The organism is Qipengyuania pelagi (assembly GCF_009827295.1).
Taxonomy (GTDB): Bacteria; Pseudomonadota; Alphaproteobacteria; order Sphingomonadales; family Sphingomonadaceae; genus Qipengyuania; species Qipengyuania pelagi.
The window spans coordinates 496462-515206 of record NZ_WTYD01000001.1 but is presented as its reverse complement, the minus strand read 5'-3'; the positions used below and the strand labels follow the sequence as shown (position 1 = coordinate 515206).

24 protein-coding genes are annotated in these 18745 nt (G+C 64.6%); 14 read left to right on the top strand and 10 right to left on the bottom strand.

What is annotated here, in order from left to right; all coding sequences use genetic code 11:
- Window positions 1–10 precede the first annotated feature (10 nt).
- The 7 genes from GRI47_RS02650 to GRI47_RS02620 all read left to right on the top strand — a co-directional run bounded on the left by GRI47_RS02650 (window position 11) and on the right by GRI47_RS02620 (window position 4394).
- Window positions 11–598, top strand: coding sequence for a NifU family protein (locus GRI47_RS02650; protein ID WP_160659824.1), 588 nt, complete (start codon window positions 11–13; stop codon window positions 596–598).
- Between the two features lie 30 nt (window positions 599–628).
- Window positions 629–1237, top strand: coding sequence for a malonic semialdehyde reductase (locus tag GRI47_RS02645; RefSeq protein ID WP_160659823.1), 609 nt, complete (start codon window positions 629–631; stop codon window positions 1235–1237).
- Window positions 1238–1296: 59 nt separating this feature from the next.
- Entirely contained in the window at window positions 1297–1959 is a 663-nt protein-coding gene (tsaB, locus tag GRI47_RS02640; RefSeq protein WP_160659822.1) for a tRNA (adenosine(37)-N6)-threonylcarbamoyltransferase complex dimerization subunit type 1 TsaB, read from the top strand.
- Entirely contained in the window at window positions 1956–2414 is a 459-nt protein-coding gene (locus GRI47_RS02635) for a GNAT family N-acetyltransferase (protein ID WP_237452597.1), read from the top strand. The genes tsaB and GRI47_RS02635 overlap by 4 nt, the downstream gene beginning before the upstream one ends.
- Window positions 2415–2533: 119 nt before the next feature.
- Window positions 2534–2974: a Ros/MucR family transcriptional regulator gene (locus GRI47_RS02630; RefSeq protein WP_160659821.1), complete on the top strand. Its 441-nt coding sequence runs from the start codon at window positions 2534–2536 to the stop codon at window positions 2972–2974.
- A 77-nt stretch (window positions 2975–3051) separates the two neighbouring features.
- On the top strand, window positions 3052–3477 hold the full coding sequence (locus tag GRI47_RS02625; RefSeq protein ID WP_067680791.1) for a Fur family transcriptional regulator: 426 nt from the start codon (window positions 3052–3054) through the stop codon (window positions 3475–3477).
- 74 nt (window positions 3478–3551) lie between these two features.
- Window positions 3552–4394: a lysophospholipid acyltransferase family protein gene (locus tag GRI47_RS02620; protein ID WP_160661273.1), complete on the top strand. Its 843-nt coding sequence runs from the start codon at window positions 3552–3554 to the stop codon at window positions 4392–4394.
- Here the strand turns inward: GRI47_RS02620 and GRI47_RS02615 are convergent.
- The 6 genes from GRI47_RS02615 to GRI47_RS02590 form a co-directional block, all read right to left on the bottom strand.
- Entirely contained in the window at window positions 4391–5275 is an 885-nt protein-coding gene (locus tag GRI47_RS02615) for a LysR family transcriptional regulator (protein ID WP_160659820.1), read from the bottom strand. The genes GRI47_RS02620 and GRI47_RS02615 overlap by 4 nt on opposite strands.
- A gap of 73 nt (window positions 5276–5348) precedes the next feature.
- Entirely contained in the window at window positions 5349–6278 is a 930-nt protein-coding gene (locus GRI47_RS02610; protein WP_160659819.1) for a hemolysin family protein, read from the bottom strand.
- Window positions 6279–6300: 22 nt separating this feature from the next.
- Window positions 6301–6792 carry an rRNA maturation RNase YbeY gene (ybeY, locus tag GRI47_RS02605; protein ID WP_160659818.1) on the bottom strand — a complete coding sequence of 164 codons (492 nt, stop codon included), beginning with the start codon at window positions 6790–6792 and terminating at the stop codon, window positions 6301–6303.
- Window positions 6792–7847 carry a PhoH family protein gene (locus GRI47_RS02600; RefSeq protein WP_237452596.1) on the bottom strand — a complete coding sequence of 352 codons (1056 nt, stop codon included), beginning with the start codon at window positions 7845–7847 and terminating at the stop codon, window positions 6792–6794. Before GRI47_RS02600 ends, ybeY begins: the two co-directional genes overlap by 1 nt.
- 120 nt (window positions 7848–7967) lie before the next feature.
- Entirely contained in the window at window positions 7968–9311 is a 1344-nt protein-coding gene (miaB, locus tag GRI47_RS02595) for a tRNA (N6-isopentenyl adenosine(37)-C2)-methylthiotransferase MiaB (RefSeq protein ID WP_160659817.1), read from the bottom strand.
- 88 nt (window positions 9312–9399) lie between these two features.
- Complete coding sequence (locus GRI47_RS02590) at window positions 9400–9861, bottom strand: peptidylprolyl isomerase (protein ID WP_160659816.1); 462 nt, start codon at window positions 9859–9861, stop codon at window positions 9400–9402.
- A gap of 103 nt (window positions 9862–9964) precedes the next feature.
- Between GRI47_RS02590 and mgtE the strand changes: the two genes are divergently transcribed.
- The 3 genes from mgtE to GRI47_RS02575 all read left to right on the top strand — a co-directional run bounded on the left by mgtE (window position 9965) and on the right by GRI47_RS02575 (window position 12266).
- Complete coding sequence (mgtE, locus tag GRI47_RS02585; RefSeq protein WP_160659815.1) at window positions 9965–11410, top strand: magnesium transporter; 1446 nt, start codon at window positions 9965–9967, stop codon at window positions 11408–11410.
- 170 nt (window positions 11411–11580) lie between these two features.
- A complete protein-coding gene (locus tag GRI47_RS02580; protein WP_160659814.1) occupies window positions 11581–11970 on the top strand; it encodes a DUF1489 family protein in 390 nt (129 codons plus the stop codon).
- A 50-nt stretch (window positions 11971–12020) separates the two neighbouring features.
- Window positions 12021–12266: a hypothetical protein gene (locus GRI47_RS02575; protein ID WP_160659813.1), complete on the top strand. Its 246-nt coding sequence runs from the start codon at window positions 12021–12023 to the stop codon at window positions 12264–12266.
- A gap of 57 nt (window positions 12267–12323) precedes the next feature.
- Here GRI47_RS02575 and GRI47_RS02570 read toward each other — a convergent pair whose 3' ends face one another.
- The 3 genes from GRI47_RS02570 to GRI47_RS02560 are packed head-to-tail and all read right to left on the bottom strand — an operon-like array spanning window position 12324 to window position 15174.
- The gene (locus GRI47_RS02570) at window positions 12324–13007 is read right to left on the bottom strand and encodes a DsbA family oxidoreductase (protein WP_160659812.1); all 684 of its coding nucleotides are present in this window, start codon (window positions 13005–13007) and stop codon (window positions 12324–12326) included.
- Window positions 13004–13876, bottom strand: a complete 873-nt coding sequence (gene nudC, locus GRI47_RS02565; RefSeq protein ID WP_237452595.1) for an NAD(+) diphosphatase — start codon at window positions 13874–13876, stop codon at window positions 13004–13006. The genes GRI47_RS02570 and nudC overlap by 4 nt, the downstream gene beginning before the upstream one ends.
- On the bottom strand, window positions 13873–15174 hold the full coding sequence (locus GRI47_RS02560) for a serine hydrolase (RefSeq protein ID WP_160659811.1): 1302 nt from the start codon (window positions 15172–15174) through the stop codon (window positions 13873–13875). Before GRI47_RS02560 ends, nudC begins: the two co-directional genes overlap by 4 nt.
- Window positions 15175–15282: 108 nt before the next feature.
- Here GRI47_RS02560 and GRI47_RS02555 point away from each other — a divergent pair, with 108 nt between their 5' ends.
- Entirely contained in the window at window positions 15283–15534 is a 252-nt protein-coding gene (locus tag GRI47_RS02555; RefSeq protein WP_419956979.1) for a hypothetical protein, read from the top strand.
- A 7-nt stretch (window positions 15535–15541) separates the two neighbouring features.
- Here the strand turns inward: GRI47_RS02555 and GRI47_RS02550 are convergent, their stop codons facing one another.
- A complete protein-coding gene (locus GRI47_RS02550; protein ID WP_160659810.1) occupies window positions 15542–16564 on the bottom strand; it encodes an NUDIX domain-containing protein in 1023 nt (340 codons plus the stop codon).
- 29 nt (window positions 16565–16593) lie between these two features.
- On the opposite strand from GRI47_RS02550, the gene GRI47_RS02545 reads away from it, so the two are divergent.
- The 3 genes from GRI47_RS02545 (at window position 16594) to GRI47_RS02535 (ending at window position 18745) form a co-directional block, all read left to right on the top strand.
- Window positions 16594–17181 carry a DUF721 domain-containing protein gene (locus tag GRI47_RS02545; protein WP_160659809.1) on the top strand — a complete coding sequence of 196 codons (588 nt, stop codon included), beginning with the start codon at window positions 16594–16596 and terminating at the stop codon, window positions 17179–17181.
- A 17-nt stretch (window positions 17182–17198) separates the two neighbouring features.
- Window positions 17199–17903, top strand: coding sequence for a DsbA family protein (locus GRI47_RS02540; protein ID WP_160659808.1), 705 nt, complete (start codon window positions 17199–17201; stop codon window positions 17901–17903).
- An 89-nt stretch (window positions 17904–17992) separates the two neighbouring features.
- Window positions 17993–18745: a DsbA family protein gene (locus GRI47_RS02535; RefSeq protein ID WP_160659807.1), complete on the top strand. Its 753-nt coding sequence runs from the start codon at window positions 17993–17995 to the stop codon at window positions 18743–18745.

Below are 18745 nucleotides of genomic sequence, written 5' to 3'. Positions count from 1 at the left end.
TGTGCCCGCCATGTTCATCGAGACCGAAACCACGCCCAATCCCGCCAGCCTCAAATTCCTGCCGGGTCGCCCCGTCATGGACAGCGGCACGCGCGAATTCGCGGACCCCGAAGCTGCCGAGGCGAGCCCGCTGGCGCAGGCGATCTTCGACACCGGCGATGTGGTGAACGTCTTCTTCGGCAGCGATTTCATCACCGTCACCGCCGCGCCGGGTGTCGACTGGACCGATCTGAAGCCGATGGTGCTCTCGATCCTGCTCGACCATTTCGTCAGCGAGGCGCCCCTGTTCGCCGCGGCACCGGGAACGGCCGCCGGCTTTTCCGTTCCTCCCGAAGACGAGGCCTTGCTGGTCGAGGACGATCCGGCAAATGCCGATATCGTCGCGCAGATCAACGAATTGCTCGAAACGCGCGTGCGCCCGGCTGTGGCGGGGGATGGCGGGGATATCCGCTATCGCGGCTTCAAGGACGGGATCGTCTATCTCACCATGCAGGGCGCCTGCGCGGGCTGTCCGTCCTCGACCGCGACACTGAAGCACGGGATCGAAGGGCTGTTGAAGCATTACGTCCCCGAGGTCGAAGAAGTTCGCGCCGCCTGAGCGCGCTATCAATCGAAACGAGGTTCCATCATGCCCAAGCAGTTCCACGACACGCACCTTTCCGACGATGCGCTCGACCAGATTTTTCGCGAGGCGCGCAGCTATAATGGCTGGCTCGGCAAGGACGTGTCGGACGAACAGCTGCACGCGATCTACGAACTGATGAAGATGGGGCCGACCTCGGCCAATATGCAGCCCGCACGCATCGTCTGGGTCAAGTCGGACGAAGCCAAGGCCAAGCTCGTCGAATGTGTTTCCGATGGCAACAAGGACAAGGTGAAGGCCGCGCCCGTCACCGCGCTCGTGGGTTACGATATCGACTTTCACGAGGAGCTGCCCTGGCTGTTCCCCCACACCGACGCCAAGAGCTGGTTCGAAGGCGATGAGGAGGGCCGCAAGGAAGGCGCGTTCCGCAATTCCGCTCTACAGGGCGCCTATCTCATCATCGCGGCACGCGCGCTCGGCCTCGATACCGGCCCGATGTCCGGCTTCGACGCCGAAGCGGTCGAGAAGGCCTTCTTCGGCGACGATCCGAAGCACAAGGTCAATTTCATCTGCTCGATCGGCTATGGCGATGCGGAAAGCATTTTCGAGCGCAGCCCGCGTCCCGAGTTCGACAAGTTCACCCGCATCGCCTGAACCGGCGGGTCGGACCTGGCCGCTTGAAGCAACGACACAGCTGAGGCAGCGCTGACCCGATGCGAAGCGATCAACGAATCCTGGCGATCGAATGCGCCACCGAAGCGTGTTCGGTCGCGTTGTTCGGCGGCGACGGCAACGAAGACGGGCCAAGCCTGCTCGACCACCGCCACGAAACCATCGGTCGAGGGCATGCCGAGCGGCTGGTGCCCCTAATCGCCGAATTGCCCGAGCGTGGGCGCGCGGATCGCATCCTCGTTTCGCTCGGGCCGGGGAGCTTCACCGGAACGCGCATCGGGCTTGCCGCGGCACGCTCACTCGCCATCGCATGGGGCGCGGACGTGCGCGGATACCCCACTCTGGCGCTGGTCGCCGCCATGGCGAGAACGGGGCCCGAGCATGAGGGCCGAGAAATCCTCGTCGCCATGACCGGTGGTCACGGGGAAATCTTCGTCCAGCCTTTTGGCCCCGGTGGGCATCCCAGCGAACCGCATCGGTCGCTGCCCACCGACAGCGCGGCGGGCTTGTTTCGAACCGAATTCGTCGCAGGCAACAAAGCGGCCGAGCTGGTCGATAGAAGGGGATCGGGCGTGGCTCTCGACCTATTGCCCGATGCCCGCTTCGCCTGCGCGCTGCCGCAAGCGCTGCTCACCGACAGGCTGGCCCCGATCTATGGCCGCGCGCCCGACGCCAAGCCGCGCCACCTTGTGTCAGGTTCATGACAGTTCTTGATGGCATCATGCTCGTCATGGACGAAGCATTCGATCCCCATTGGGGCGAGGCCTGGACTCGCGCGCAGGTCGCCAGCTCGCTGACGATGCCGCACACCTATGCGCTGGTCGTCGATAGCGAGGGCCGGATAGATCGGCCCGCCGACGCACGCGAACCGGCGGGATTTGCCCTGATACGGAGCGCGCCGGGCGAAGAAGAACTCCTGTTGATCGGAGTGCGCCCCCGTTTTCGCAAACGCGGTCTCGGACGCATCCTGCTGGAATCGTTTTTCACGCAAGCGCGCAAGAAGAAAGCCGATCGAGTCTTCCTTGAAATGCGCGCGAACAACCCGGCGCGCAGCCTCTACACCTCGCTGGGATTCGAACAGATCGGGCATCGGCCCGACTATTATCGGCTCAGCGACGGATCACGGATCGATGCGATAACTTTCGGCAAATCCATTTGAAAATCGATCGCGGCAATAAAATACGCATTTATTCACAGCTAGTTTTTGTGTCGAATGGTGTGGCTTGACTGGACATCGTGATGTCGAAAGGTCTAGGGGCGCGAAAAAGGAGACAATCCATGGAAGAATTCCAGACCGACATGTCGGAAACGCTAATCACTCTCACTTCCGATATCGTCGCCGCGCATGTCGCCAACAACAATGTCGAAGTCGCTGATGTCCCGACTTTGATCCAAACTGTTTATTCCGCACTCGCGGGTCTTGGCGGCGAAGAACAGCCGAAAGAAGAACGACCAGAACCGGCAGTATCGGTGCGCGCCTCTGTCAAGCCTGACTACATCGTTTGCCTGGAAGACGGCAAGAAGCTGAAGATGCTCAAGCGCTATCTTCGGACCAATTACGATATGTCGCCCGAAGAGTATCGCCAGCGCTGGGATTTGCCCTCGGACTATCCGATGGTTGCACCGAACTACGCGGAGAAGCGTCGCGAACTCGCCAAGCAGATCGGTCTCGGTCGCAAGCCGGGTCAAAAGCGCGGTCGCAAGAAGAAAACAGACTGATTCGTCAGGTCACCGACTTGAGCCAGACGCCTCGGCCCCTTATGGGTCCGGGGCGTTTTGTTTAGCCGGAGCCTGTTTTGCCGCATCGGATCGATCTCGAACAGCTTTGCGCCGACAAGGGTCTGCGCATCACCGAACAGCGTCGCGTGATAGCGCGGGTGCTGTCAGACGCGGACGATCACCCCGATGTCGAGATGGTGCACGAACGCGCCAACAAGATCGATCCGGGCATTTCGATCGCCACCGTCTATCGCACCGTACGCCTGTTCGAAGAGGCGGGGATTCTCGATCGCCACGATTTCGGGGACGGCCGCTCGCGCTATGAAGCCGCGCCCGAAGCGCATCACGATCACCTGATCGATGTGGAAACGGGCAAGGTCGTGGAATTCGTCGATCCCGAACTGGAAGCCTTGCAGAAACAGATCGCGGAAAAGCTCGGCTATCGCCTCGTCGATCACCGCATGGAACTGTACGGCGTTCGGCTGGAACGCGACGAAAAGTGAGTGACGCGCCCTCGGGGCAGCCCGTTCGGAGCGAGCGGGCCCGCCGCCGGGCGGAGAAATACGGGCGCAAGCGCATGGCCGCCATGCGGGGCGAAACGGTCCCGCTGACCGTGGCGGGATGGATACGCTTCATCCTGCGTGCGATCGGTATCCTGGCCCTGCTGATCGTCTTCGTCCCGCTCCATTACCTTTATCGCATCTTCGCTTACGGTTCTCCGTTTCCGATGCTGTTCCTGCGCTACACTGCCCGCGTGGTCGGTGCGAAGGTGACGCGCGTCGGCACGCCCTTGCGGCGCGATGTCTTTTTCATTTCCAACCACCTGTCCTGGATCGACATCCTCGCCCTCGCCGGTGCGAGCGGCACGGCGTTCGTCGCCAAGCAGGAATTGTCCGAAGTGCCGGGGATTGGCCGGCTGTGCAGCCTCAACCGCACCGTCTTCGTGAAGCGCGAGAACCGCATGGGGGTCGCCGAACAGATCAACGCCTTGAAGGAGGCGTTGCAGGACAATTGGTCGGTCACCGTATTCCCCGAAGGTACGGTGACCGATGGCCAGTCTCTGTTACCGTTCAAATCGAGCATGTTGAGCGTATTGGAGCCGCCCCCGCCCGGCGTGCTCGTCCAGCCGGTGGTCATGGATTACGGCGCCGCAGCCGAAGAGATCAGCTGGATCGGCGACGAGAGCGGATTGCACAATGCGATGCGCGTAATGGCACGGCGTGGGACATTTCGGCTCAAGATCCACTTTCTCGATCCGTTCAGCCCGGAAACCCATCGCGGGAGGAAAGCCATCGCCGCGCAGGCCCGCACGCAGATCGTCGAACGGCTTGAAGAGGTGCTGGGCAAACCGTTGCGCGACTATCAACACACGGTGGACGCGATCCGGTATCGCCCTCCCCCCGCCGCGGACAACAGCTAGAGTTCTGCCCTCACCAGCCAGTCGTGAAAAATGCGCACGGGTCGCTCCTCGAGTGCGGTAGGCTTGCACACGAACCAGTAGCTGTAGGGGCTTTCGACATCGATGCCGAAGAGATCGGTCAGCCGGTCGTCTGCCGCGCGGCGCATGTGATCGTCATGCATGATCGCGATGCCGAGGCCCTGCTTGGCCGCCTCCAGCATCAACTGGCCGGAATCGTAATGGTCGATCGCCGCCGGTTCGAGATCGTGCATCGCAAGGGCCGCCTTCCACGCTTCGAAGCTGGCGGGCAATTCGTTGTGGATCAGGAAGGTCTGCGCTTCCAGCCTTTCTCGATCCGGCAAATCGCCGACCGCCTTGGCGATGTCGCGGCTGGCGATGGCGTGGACCCTGTTATGATCGAGCCGCACGGCGTGAAGGCCACTGGCAGGCCCGCGTGACAGGATGATCCCGGCGTCGAGCGTGTCGCCCACCCGGTCCTCGATATGCGCGCCGGTGTCGATATCGATATGCAGGAGCGGATGCGACCGCCGCAGTTCGGCGAGGCGCGGGAACAGCCGCTGGCTGCCGAACAGCGGGAGCACGCCCAGATGCAGGCGCAGCAGCGAAAGGTTTTCCGACTGGCTTTCCACCGCGCGGGCGAGCGATTCGAGATGCGGATTGACCGCCTCGTAGAACGCCTGCCCTTCATCGGTAAGCTGCATCGACTGGCGCGCGCGCGTGAACAGCTTCTTGCCGACGAAGGTCTCGAGATTGCCGATGCGGCGCGACAGGGCCGACGGGCTCAGGCCCAATTCGTCCGCTGCCGCGCGCGCCGAACCCAACCGCACGGTCCGCACGAACGCTTCGAGCGCGCGCAAGGGTGGAAGACGACGAATGGCCATGGCTTACCCGTATTGCCGCCCCCAACGCGTGTCGAGCGCGAATTGCATTTTCCGCAACGTTACACTTCGGTCTCTAGTTTTCGCTGTGGGTCTCTTCGGGCGCGTGCAATCGCAACCGCGTGACATGCGTTTCGTCGCCCTCGATCACCTCGATCCGCCAGCCGCTGGGATGGTCGACCACGACGCCGACCGGTGGGACCTGTTCGGCCAGGACGAAGGCCAGCCCTCCGAGGGTATCGACCGATTCCTCCACCTCGGCGAGGCGGGCGTCGATCAGTTCGGCGACATCGTCCAGTTCGGCGCGCGCATCGCATTCCCAGATCCCGTCACCCATCGGGCGGATCATTTCGAGCGGCGCATCGTCGTGCTCGTCCTCGATCTCGCCGACGATCTCTTCGACCAGATCCTCGATCGTGATGATCCCGTCAGTGCCCGAAAATTCGTCCAGCACGATGGCGAGATGCATCCGTTGGGCGCGCATGTCGGCCAGGACGTCGAGCGCGTTCCGGGTCTGCGGGACATAAAGCGGCTGGCGCATCAGCGCGGTCCAGTCGCTCGGCGGCGGATCGGCCTTGGCGAGATAGGGGAAGACGTCCTTGATGTGGATCATCCCGATCACGTCATCCAGCTGGTCGCGATAGACGGGCATCCGCGAATGGCCGTTATCGGCGAAGATCGCGATCATCTCGTCCCAGCTGGCATCGGCGCGGATCGCCACGATCTCGCCCCGCGGCACGGCGACATCGTCCGCGTCGTGCTCGCTGAAATGCAGGAGATTGCGCAGCATCTGGCGCTCGACCGGGCTGAGATCGCCCTTGGCCTTCTCCTCCGGCGTTTCCTCGCCGCCGCCATTGTCATGGCCGTGCTCGTGCTCGTCGATCGCCTCTTCGAGCTGCGCGCGCAGCGAGCGCCCGCCCTCCGTGCCTGCGAAGATGCGTTTGAAGGCGGACACCAGTCCGCCGCTACTTTCCGCGTCTCCCGCGGCGGTGTCGGAATCGGGCATGGCCCTGCAATCTGCTCCTTAGCTAGTCGCGATCCCCATATGGGTCGGCGATGTCCAGTTTGGCAAGCGCCGCGATCTCCAATCGTTCCATGGCAGCGGCCTGCTCGTCGTTTTCGACATGATCGTGACCCGCAAGATGCAGCAATCCATGGACCAGCAGATGCGCGGTATGCTGGGCGAGCGTGACGCCCTTCTCGCCGGCCTCGCGCTGGCAGGTTTCGTAGGCCAGCGCGATATCGCCCAGCATTTCCGGCCCGCCCTCCGGCGCCAGACCCAGCAGCGCATCGCGCGACAGCATGGGAAAGGACAGGACATTGGTCGGCCTGTCCTTGGCCCGCCATTCCTTGTTCAACGCCTGGACCTCGTCATCGACGGTGAACAACACGCTGGCGGTGAGGCGCGGATTGGCGAGCGCAGGCTCCACGGTTTCGGCGGCGGCGTGCGCGCGCTCGGCGAGATCCGCCCAATCGGTTTCAGCCGACGGCCAGCCGTCGACTTCGATATCGAGGTCCATCAGACGGTCGGGCCTTCGTAAGCCTCGACGATCCGCCCCACGATCGGATGGCGCACCACATCCGCGGCGGTGAAGCGGATCGTGCCGAACCCGTCGACGCCCTCCAGCTTCTCGACCGCATCGGCCAAGCCGCTCATCCGATCGCCGCCGGGAATGTCGACCTGGCGCGGATCGCCGCACACCACCATCCGGCTGTTCTGGCCGAAGCGGGTGAGGAACATCTTCATCTGCTCGCGCGTGGTGTTCTGCGCCTCGTCGAGGATGACGAAGGCATCGGCCAGAGTGCGCCCGCGCATGAAGGCGATGGGAGCGATCTCGATCTCTCCGCTCGCCAGCCGGCGCTCGACCTGTTCGGGCGGCATACAATCGTAGAGCGCGTCGTAGAGCGGGCGCAGATAGGGATCGACCTTGTCCTTCATGTCGCCGGGAAGGAAGCCGAGCTTCTCACCCGCCTCCACCGCCGGACGCGAGAGGATCAGGCGCTGCACGCTGCCGGTGATGAGCTGCGCCACGGCCTGCGCGACCGCCAGATAGGTCTTGCCCGTACCCGCCGGACCCAGCGCGAAGATGATGTCGTCACGCACCAAACTACGCATATAGGTCGCCTGCGTGGCGGAGCGCGGCACGATGGTCTTGCGACGGGTGCGGATCATGATCGGCGGCATTCCCGCCCGCTCGCCCGGCTCCGCATCGACGATACCGTCCAGCGTCGGCTCGTCCGACATGGCGATGATCGATTCGATCAGGCCCGCATCGAGATCCTGACCGACCGCCAGCTTGTCGTACATCGCCCGCAGAACGTCACGCGCCCGCGCGACGCTGTCTTCCGGTCCTTCGAGATGAAGCTCGTTGCCCCGCGCCGAGATGAAGACGCCGAGGCGGTTTTCCACCTGCACCAGATTGGCGTCGAACTGTCCGAACAGAGCACCCAGAAGGCTCTGATTGTCGAAACTCAGATCGAGTTGCGCGCGGCGCACCTCGCGCTGGGGGACGGGGGATTTGCTGAACGCGATGCGCTCGGCGCTTCCAGGCCGGTTTGCGGGTTTTCGAGCCATTGGTTCCTTTCGCTCAGATGAAAGGAATGTAGGCGGGTTGGGGCCTTACGCAAGCGAGGAAGAGTGCCGTGACAGTGGATAGTCATCGCGCTGCAACACAAGCGAAGCCTGTCCGGCGTCTTACGCGGTCTCGCGTTCCAGCAATTCGCCGGCCATCGAATTGGGCCCCGCCTCGCCCAGCCTGACCTCGACGAGATCGCCGATCGCGCAATTTCCTTCGAACCACACGCTCTGGAGCCAGGGCGACTTGCCGAGCCATTGGCCGGGAAGCTTGCCCTTGCGTTCGACGAGGACCTGGCAGGTCCGGCCCTCGGTCACACGATTGAAGGCGAACTGATCGCGGTTGAGCGCAGCCTGGAGGCGCTGGAGGCGATCATCCATAATCTCTGGCGCGATCTGTCCATCCATCGTGGCAGCCGGGGTGCCGGGGCGCGGCGAGTATTTGAAGCTGAAGGCCTGCGCGTAACCGACCGCGTCGACCAGCTTCAGCGTCTCTTCGAACTCGGCCTCGGTCTCGCCGGGAAAGCCGACGATGAAATCGCCGCTCAGCGCGATATCGGGGCGCGCGGCGCGAAAGCGGTCGAGCAGTTTGAGATAGCTTTCGGCAGTGTGCGAGCGGTTCATCGCCTTCAACACCCGGTCGCTGCCCGCCTGCACCGGCAGGTGGAGGAAGGGCATCAGCTTCTCGACCTCACCATGCGCTGCGATAAGCGCATCGTCCATGTCGGCAGGATGGCTGGTGGTGTAGCGGATGCGCGCGAGGCCATCGATCTTCGCGAGATCGCGGATCAGCCCCGCGAGGCCGACCGTGTGACCGCGCTCGTCCTCACCGCTCCATGCCGAGACGTTCTGGCCCAGCAGCGTGATCTCCTTAGCGCCCGCATCGACCAGCTTGCGCGCTTCGGTCACGAGGTCCTGATAAGGTCGGCTGATCTCCGCGCCGCGCGTATAGGGCACGACGCAATAGGTGCAGAACTTGTCGCAGCCTTCCTGCACGGTGAGAAAGGCGTTCGGCGTCACGCGCCTGCGCTCGGGAAGCGCCGCGAATTTAGCGATCGCGGGCATGTCCGTATCGGTCGCCCGTTCGCCCTTGACCGCCCGGTCGAGCATCTCCGGCAAGCGATGATAGGCCTGCGGCCCGACCACCATGGACACGGCGGGCGCACGCGCCATGATCTCCTCGCCCTCGGCCTGCGCGACGCAGCCCGCGACCGCGATCAGCGGCTCCTTGCCCGCCGCGCGCCCCGCCTTGGTCAGGCGGCCGATGTCGGAATAGACCTTCTCCGCCGCCTTCTCGCGGATGTGGCAGGTGTTGAGGACGACGAGATCGGCCTCCTCCCCCTCCGGCGCGGGCGCAATGCCCCGCTCGGCCAGCATCTCGGCCATGCGCTCGCCGTCATAGACGTTCATCTGGCAGCCGAAGGACTTGACCCGGTAGGTCTTGGGAGAATTTGTCTGTTTCATGAGTGGCGCGCCTTTACCCGAGGGGGGCGCTCCTTTCAACGAAAAGGGCGGCACTTGGCCGCCCTTCCCTCGTCGCTGTTCGTAAGGCTTACGAAACGCTCGCCTTCACGATCTTGCCCGGCGCCTTGGGCGGCTCGCCCTTGGGCAGGGCGTCGACGTGTTCCATGCCGCTCTCGACCTGACCCCAGACGGTGTACTGGCCGTCGAGGAAGTGCGCGTCGTCGAAGCAGATGAAGAACTGGCTGTTCGCGCTGTCGGGCACCTGGGTGCGGGCCATCGAGCAGGTGCCGCGCACATGCGGTTCGGCGTTGAATTCGGCCTTCAGGTCGGGCTTGTCGCTGCCGCCCATGCCGGTGCCGGTCGGATCGCCGCCCTGCGCCATGAAGCCGGGGATCACGCGGTGGAACACCACGCCGTCATAGAAGCCTTCGCCGACCAGTTCGGTGATCCGCTCGACATGGCCGGGCGCGAGATCGGGGCGCAGCTTGATGACCACGTCCTTGTTTTCGCCGTCTCCGGTGTCGAGCGTGAATGTGAGAGTGTCGGCCATCGTGTCTGTCTCCTGATGAATATGTGGCCGCCTACATAGGGTCTCCGGCCCTGATGTCACCCTCTCGCTTGCCATCCGCGTCCGACTGCCTAGAGCGGGCCGCATGGCAGACGATGCTCTCCTCGACGACGACCGGCTGACGGACGACCTGCCCGAGGATGGCGGCCGCCCGGACGACCGCATCGACGACGAGCGGATGGACGAGGAGAACACGCTCAAGCCGCAATTCGTCCGCCGGGTGGAAGACGCGCTCGAGGAAGGCGACGACGGGGCGGTCTACGATCTCGTCGAACCGCTCCACCCCGCCGATGTCGCCGACCTCCTCGAACTGTTCGACCGCGAGGATCGGCGCAAGCTCGCCTCGGCCATCACCGATCTGATGACCGGCGACGTGGTCGCGGAACTCAACGACTACGTTCGCGACGACATGATGGAGGATCTGCCCGCGGCCAGCGTGGCGCAGATCGCCGAACAGCTCGAAACCGACGACGCCGTCCAGCTGATCGAGGATCTCGACGAGGAGGACCAGCAGGCCATCCTCGCCGAGCTGGACGATGAAGACCGCATCGCGATTGAAAGCGCGCTCGCCTATCCCGAGGAGACTGCCGGGCGCCTGATGAGCCGCGAGCTGGTCGCGGTGCCCGAGCATATGAGCGTGGGCGATCTCATCGATTTCCTGCGCGACGGGCGCGACCTGCCGCAGGATTTCTTCGAGGTGTTCGTGGTGGACGAACGGCACCATCCGGTCGGCACCTGCCAATTGTCGTGGATATTGCGCACGCCGCGCAGCGTCGCCCTCGCCGACGTGATGAAGCGCGACCAGACGCTGATTCCCGCCATGCTCGACCAGGAAGAGGTCGGCAACATGTTCCAGAAATACGCCCTCATCAGCGCCGCCGTGGTGGACGAGAGCGGGCGGCTGGTCGGCCAGATGACGGTGGACGACGTTGTCCACATCATCGCCGAAGAAGCGGGCGAGGACGCGCTTCTCATGTCCGGCGCGGGCGATGGCGACATCAACGAACCGATCCGCGACGCCTATTCTGCCCGCGTGCGCTGGCTCGTCGCCAATCTGGGCACGGCGCTGCTCGCCAGCTTCATCATCGCTCTGTTCGGTGCGGCGATCGAACAATTGGTGGCGCTCGCCGTGCTGATGCCAATCGTCGCCAGTATCGGCGGGAATGCGGGCACGCAGACCATGGCGGTGACGGTCCGCGCGATCGCGATGAACCAGCTGACGCGATCGAACACCAAGCGCATATTGTGGCGCGAATTGCGCGTGGCGATGCTGAATGGTGCGACCATCGCGGTGCTGATCGGGCTGGCGACGGGCGTATTCTTCACGCCGCTGCTCGGCGGAGTGATCGCGGCGGCGATGGTGGTGAACGTGCTGGTCGCAGGTCTGGCGGGCGTCCTCGTCCCGGTCATCTTCGACCGGCTGGATCAGGACCCGGCCGTCGCGTCGAGCGTGTTCGTGACGATGATCACCGATTCCATGGGTTTCTTCGCGTTTCTCGGCCTCGCGGTCGCGAGTGGGGTGGTGGGCTGAGGCGCGCGCTCTTGGATGCCTCTGGATTGCTTCGCTTCGCTCGCAATGACGAAGAAACTCGCCTCTCTCGTCATTGCGAGGAGCGCAGCGACGAAGCAATCCAAAGCGGCTCTCCGCGCCTTTGCCCCATCCGGCTTGAGTCCCTCCGCCCCACACCCATATCGGAGCCGATGCCGCTCAATCTGACCAAGATCGCCTTTGGCGCGAAAAGCTATGCCGATATCGAAAGCTGGTTCGCCAATCGCCCGCGCATGAGCGTCAACACCCGCTATCGCCCGACGCGGTGGGAGGAATGCATCGGCGGGTCGCTGTTCTGGATTCACGAGCACAATCTGGTCGCGCGCAGCCCGATCATCGGCTTCACCGAACAGGATAACGGTCGCTGGTTCATCGACCTCGAACCCCGGCTGATCCCGGTTCTCCCCAAGCCCAAGCGCGCGCATCAGGGCTGGCGTTACCTGAAGGGCGAACCGCCCCGCGATCTGGCCGAGGGCGAAGAGGTCGGCGATGTCATCCCCGGCAGGATCGCGACGAAATTGCAGAGGCTCGGTCTGATTTAAGTCGGAACGGGACCGCTCCCTTACCCGTTGAAAGGAAAAGGAGAATTCGAATGCCCGAACGCCAGTCCCTGCATCCCGACAACGAATTGATCGACGAGATCACCGAAGGCGCGACGCCGTCGCAATCCAGCTCTTCCGGCGGCGAGGTCAATCGCCAGGTTGGCAAGCGCGCCGAGTTGAACGGCGCGACCGACCCAGCCAATCGCGAGCCGGAAGTCGGATCGGACAATCCGGCGCAGGACGCGCAGAAGGGTCCGAAGACCCGCGCCGCCATTCAGGATGAGCGCAACAGCTGATCTTCATCCCGATCGCGATAATAACGCCCCGCCCTCGCCCGGCGGGGCGTTTCGCGTTCAGGCGGGCAATTTCTCGGCCACCCGCCGCAACGCATCGGCGTAGACCTGTGGGGATTGCGCGCCGGGGATCATGAAGGCGTTCTCGACCACCATGGCGGGCACGCCGGTAATGTTGAGATCGTAGGCCGCGCGCTCCTCGGCGCGGACCTTGTGCGCCCATTCCGAACTGTCGAGGGCGACTTCGGCCTCCGCCCGGTCGAAACCGGTCTCTTGCGCGATGTCGAGCAAAACCGCGCGCTCCCCGATCGGACGACGCGCGTTGAAATGCGCGTGAAACAGGGCGAGCTTGAGATCGGTCTGGCGCGCATAGCCATGCGTGTCGCCCGCCCAGACTAGGAGCTTGTGAGCGGCGAAGGTGTTCCACATCATCGCTTCCGGTGCGGGCTCTTCGCCTTCGTAATCGAGCGACACGCCTGCCCGTTCCGCCGCCTCGCGCATCTGGCCCTGCACCCCGCGCGACTGTTCCAGCGTGCGGCCGTATTTGCGCGCGATATGCGCGGTGCGCTCCTCGCCCTCAGGCGCCATATCGGGATTGAGCTCGAACGCGTGCCAGCGCAATTCCGCCGCGATCTCCACATCGAGTTCGTCGAGCGCCTGTCTGAGATTGCCCCAGCCGACGAGGCACCAAGGGCACATCACGTCGGACCAGATATCGATGGTCAGTTTGCGGGGGTCGGTCATTTTGCGCTCCACCAGGTCAGCAGATGTGTCGCGATCGCCTCGCGCGGAGGCTTCGCGAAGGGGGCATCGGGCCCGCCGACAAGCGCCGCTTTGACCTCGTCACGCGTGAACCAGCGCAGTTCGGCCAATTCGGTCTCGTCCATCGTGACCGTATCGTCGTCGGCAAGGGCGTGGCAGCCGATCATCAGCTGGCTCGGGAACGGCCAGGGCTGGCTGGCGACATAGCTGACATCGCGCACCGTAACGCCGCTTTCCTCCAGTACCTCGCGCGCGACCGCTTCCTCGATACTCTCGCCCGGCTCCACGAAACCGGCGAGCGCGGAAAAGCGCCCCTCGCCCCAGCCGAGCCCGCGACCGAGCATCAGGCGGTCTTCATGTTCGACCAGCATGATCGTGACCGGATCGGTGCGCGGGAAATGCTGCGCGCCGCATTGCGTGCAATTTCTCTGCCATCCGCCCTTGGCGATTTCCGTCGCGCCGCCGCACTGGGCGCAGAAGCGGTGCCGCGCGTGCCAGTCGACCAGACTGCGCGCGCCGCCATAAACGGCCAGATCGCCCGGCGAGAGCGCCGCCATCGCCGCCCAGAGGGCCGGATTGGCCATGCGCGGGGCGCTGTCACCCTGCGGGGGCACACAGGCGAAGCAGGGCCGGTCTCCATCGAGGCCGAGAAAGACCAGTTCCGCATCCTGCGGCGCATCGGCCAGGCTGGTCCAGGCGAGCGCGCCCGCTTCGTCCATGCCCGGCATCAGGCCATCGAGCGCAAGCAATCGCGCCCGCCAGCCCATCATACTTGCCAACCGCTCGGGATCGGCGCGGACATGGTCGGCGCGGTCGATCCGCGATCCGGTGAAGGCAAGCGGTGCCTTCATCGTTTTTGCATCGCCGCCAGATCCTTCGCCACCGCAGCGGGAAAGCCTTCGTGGATCGGATAGGCTTCGGACGGCATGTATTGGGTGAACAGGGCCGCCCGCAGACCGGCATCGTAATTGACGAAAGCGACCGTGCCCGCCGCGCCGCCCCATCCGTAGGAGCCGCCGGTCACGCGCCCGCCCGCGCCATAACCCTGACCCTCGACCCAGGTGCCCTCGGTCTTGGCGGTTGCGGGCAGGATGTTGGACGTGCCGACACGGACCGCCAACTCGCCCATCACACGCTTTCCGTCGATCACGCCATAGCCGAGCAGCATCCGCAGGAAGCGGTCGTAATCGCGCGGGCTCGACACCAGCCCGGCGCCGCCGAAGGGGAAAGACGGCTCGTCGAGATAGATGGACGCGCGCGCCGGATCGATCGGAATGGGGACGCCGTTGACGATGCCGTAATTGGTGGTGAAGCGCCCGATCTCGCTCTGCGGCACGCGGAACCAGGTGCTGGTCATGCCGGTAGGCTGGAAGATGCGTTCATCGAGGAAGCGGTCGAACGGCATCCCGCTCGCCACCTCGATCACCCGGCCCATCAGGTCGAGCCCGACCGAATAGCTCCATTTCGATCCCGGCTGGAGGACGAGTGGCAATTCGGCCAGCCGGTCCGCGAAATTGGCGAGGCCCTTGACCGCCGTCGCGCGCCCGAGGCCCGGGATCGGCAGGCGGCTGACCTGGCCCGGCACCACGCCGCGCTCGACATAAGCCTGCGCGATCGGCCCCTTCTGGACGATATTGTAGCCCAGCCCCGCCGTATGGGTCAGCAATTGGCGGATAGTGATCGGACGTTCGGCAGGCACGGTATCGGTGAGCGATCCGTCATAGGTGCGCTGCACGCGCATATCGGCGAATTGGGGCAGTATCTCCGCAAGCGGCTGGTCGAGGCCGAGCTTTCCCTCATCGATCAGCATCATCGCCGCCATGCCGGTGATCGGCTTGGTCATCGAATAGATGCGATAGAGCGAATCGATATCCGCACGCTGAGGCTGCCCGATGGCGAGCGTGCCTTTCGCGATGGTGGTCGGCGCCTGCTGGCCCCAGCCCAGCGTCGCGACGATGTTGGCGACCTTGCGCTCGTCGACATATTTGTCCGCCATCGCGGCGACAGAGGGCCACGCGACGCGCGACGCGTTCGACGCCTGCGCGAACAGCGCAGCCGGGCCGGAAAGGGCGGCTCCGGCCCCAAGGAAGGCACCCCCGCGCAAGAGGGCGCGGCGGGAAAAACCGGTGTCGAAATCGCGATAGGCCACGGGGAAATCCTCTCTGAAATCATTGCGGGCCGATCGCCCTTGTCGCGCTCACTGTGAACGATGGATTGCGGATTGCAACCCGTTCGAAGGCGAACAATCCGCTCTTGCGTGACGAGCCGTATTACCTATCTGGGACACATGCTGAACATCGTCTCCTTCATCCTTGGCCTGCTCTCGCTGGTGATCGTGATCCCCTCGACCATTCCCCTGCTCGGCTGGGGCAATTGGTTCGCCCTGCCGCTGATCGTGGCCGGCATCGTGGTGGGACAATTGTCCTCCAAGCGTTCGGGCCGCAATTTCTGCCTGATCGTCCTGCTCGTCGCAGTGATCCGCCTGTCGCTGGGCGGAGGTATCATCTGACGCGAAATCATCCGGCGGCGAGCCGCGCGGCCTTCGCATAGAGGGTGGGCAGCCCGGCCTCGTCCAACCGGTCGATCCGCCACCACTCGCCCTCGCCGAGCGGTGCCGAACCGCGCATGACCGACAATTCGAGGTCGAAATGCGTGAAGCCATGGCGCACGAGGCCGAGCGGTTCGCCGCGCTCGCCGCCGATTCCGTCGCCGCGCGCGGACCATCCGTCATCGGGCAGACCGCGCATCCCGCCGAGCATCCCCTTGCCCGGCCTGCGTACCAACCAGACGACGGCGCCCTCCGGGCCCTCGCGCTCGATCCACCATGCCATCCCCTTGCGCAGCGGCTTGGGTTTTTTCGGCGGCTTGACGGGAAAGCGTGTGGGGTCGCCCGCCATCCTTCCCGCGCAATCGCCCGCCAGGGGGCAAAGCAGGCATTTGGGATCGCGAGTGGTGCAGATCGTCGCGCCCAGATCCATCATCGCCTGCGCGAAATCGCCCGCGCGTTCCTCGGGCGTGATCGCATCGGTTTTTGCGCGAATGGGTTTGCGCGCAGCGGGAAGCGGTTCCGAAATCGCGAACAGGCGCGCGACCACGCGTTCCACATTCGCATCCACCACCACCGCGCGGCGACCGAATGCGATCGCCGCGACCGCCGCCGCGGTATAGGCACCCAGCCCCGGCAATTCGCGCAAGGCGGCTTCGGTATCGGGGAACCCGCCCCGCTCCGCCACGGCGCGCGCCGCCTTCACGAGATTGCGCGCCCGCGAATAATAGCCCAGCCCCGCCCAGGCTGCCATCACCTCCTCTTCCGGCGCCGCGGCGAGCGCCTCGACGCTGGGCCAGCGTTCGGTGAAGGCGCGGAAATACGGCTTTACCGCCGCCACGGTCGTCTGCTGGAGCATCACTTCCGACAGCCACACGCGATAGGGATCGGTCGGCGGTTGGCCGGGCGGCGCGCGCCACGGCAACTCGCGCCCATGCCGGTCGTACCACGCCAGAAGATGGGCGGCGAAGATGGTGGTCGCGCTGGAGGTCACGCCGTTCCTATGGCATAGGCGCCGCGACGATGAAAAGCGACGACACTCCTCCAGGCAAAGCAGCGACACCGAAGTCGCGCGGGAAATCCACGGCCTCAGGCAGCGAAGCGGTAGGCCGAAAAAAAATTCGCGAATATCACCGCCCGCGCGGCGGACCGGCCCGCGCCGTGTCCGACCTCATGCCGCAGATCGGGCGCACCGCGTTCCGGCGCTTCGGCTTCGTCCAGTCCTCCGTCGTGACGCGCTGGCCCGAAATCGTGGGCGAGACCCATGCGCGCGTATGCGCTCCCGAATCGATCCGTTTCCCGCCGGGCGAGAAGTCGGAAGGCATCCTCCAGCTCGTCGTCACGCCCGCCCATGCCCCGCTGATCCAGCACGTGATCCCCGAGATCATGGAGCGGGTGAACACCTTTTTCGGCTACCGCGCGGTGGCGCGGGTGAAGATTCGGCAAGGTACGGTTAAGCCGCCCGAGGACATGGCCAATCCATCGACCAGGCCGAAAGCGCCGCCCTCGCTCAAGCCCATTCCGATGGAACTGGGCGACAGTCTGCGCGATATCGGCGACCCGGAACTGCGCACGGTGCTCGAATCGCTGGCACGCAGCTTCGGCGATTGAACAGGATGATACGAGACATGACGATGCAGGTTCGCGGCTCGAAACTGGCAGCCCGGCTTACAGCTTCGATGGCCGCGCTGGCGCTTCTTGGCACGGGCGCGGTCGCGCTGGCGCAGAACTGGTCCACCACCGTGGTCGCCAGCGATAACGGGCACAAGGTCGGCAATCCCAAGGCGAAGACCAAGCTGGTCGAATTCATGAGCTATACCTGCTCGCACTGCGCCGATTTCGCGCGCGAGGGCGATGCCGCAATCAAGCTCGCTTACCTTCCCAAGGGCGATGTCAGCTACGAAATCCGCCATCTGCTGCGCGATCCCTTCGATCTGACCGCCGCCCTGCTCACGCAATGCGGCGATCCGAAGAAATTCATGGGCAATCACAACGCCATCATCCTCAGCCAGGAAGACTGGTTCGAGAAGGGCCGCAAGACGACGCGGGCGCAGCAGGCGCGCTGGCAATTCGGATCGAACGGGGCGCGGCGGCAGGCGATCGCCAGCGATCTCGGCTTCTACGAACTGATGGAAAACCGCGGCTACACCCGCGCCCAGCTCGACAAATGCCTCATCGACGAGGCCAAGGCGAACGCGCTGGCCGAAGCGAGCCAGGCCGATGTCGAGAAATACGGCCTCACCGGCACGCCCAGCTTCGTGATGAACGGCGCGCTGCTGGACGGGGTGCACAATTGGGCCGCGCTGCGCCCGGTGCTCGACAAGCAACGCTGAGGGCGCGCCCCTTTCCCTTGCGACTGTAGCGGGCTAAGGCGGCTGCAAGGCGCCCAGCCCGATAGAAATCCCTTGTCTATGGACCTGTCATGACCCGTATCCGCTCTCTCTCTTTAGCCGCCCTGTCCGCCCCGCTCGCACTGGCACTGGCTGCCTGCGGCTCTACCGACGAAGCGGGCGAGGGCGCGGTTTCGGGACAGCCGGTCGCGGCGGTCGAAGCGCCCGCCGGCACCACCTGGACAGACACGGTCCAGGTAACCGATTCCGACGGATATCTGCTCGGCAATCCCGATGCGCCGATCAAGCTGCTCGAATACGCTTCACTGACCTGCCCCGCCTGCGCCGCCTTCGCCGCGAACGGGGCGGACCAGCTGAAGGAAGACTATGTCGCCACCGGCAAGGTCAGCTACGAATTGCGCAACCAGATTCACGGGCCGCACGATCTCGTGCTCGCCCAGATGGTCCGCTGCGGCGCGCCCGAAACCTATCATCCCCTGTCCGATCAGGTGTGGAAGAATCTTCAGGAAGTGCTGAGCCCGGTGTTCGAACGCCAGGAACAGTTCGGCCAGGCGCTCTCGCTTCCGGAAGACCAGCGCTTCGTCCAGGCGGCGCAGGTCGCAGGCTTCTACGATTTCTTCGCCGCGCGCGGCCTCAGCGAAGATCAGGCGCGCACCTGTCTCGCCGATTTCCCCGCCATGGAAGCCATCGCCGAACGGTCCGACACGCAATCGCAGCAGTTGGACGTGACGGGGACACCCACGTTTTTCATCAATGGCCGGAAAATAGACGGCAATAGTTGGGCTCAGGTCGAACAGGCTCTCCAACAGGCCGGCGCGCGCTAA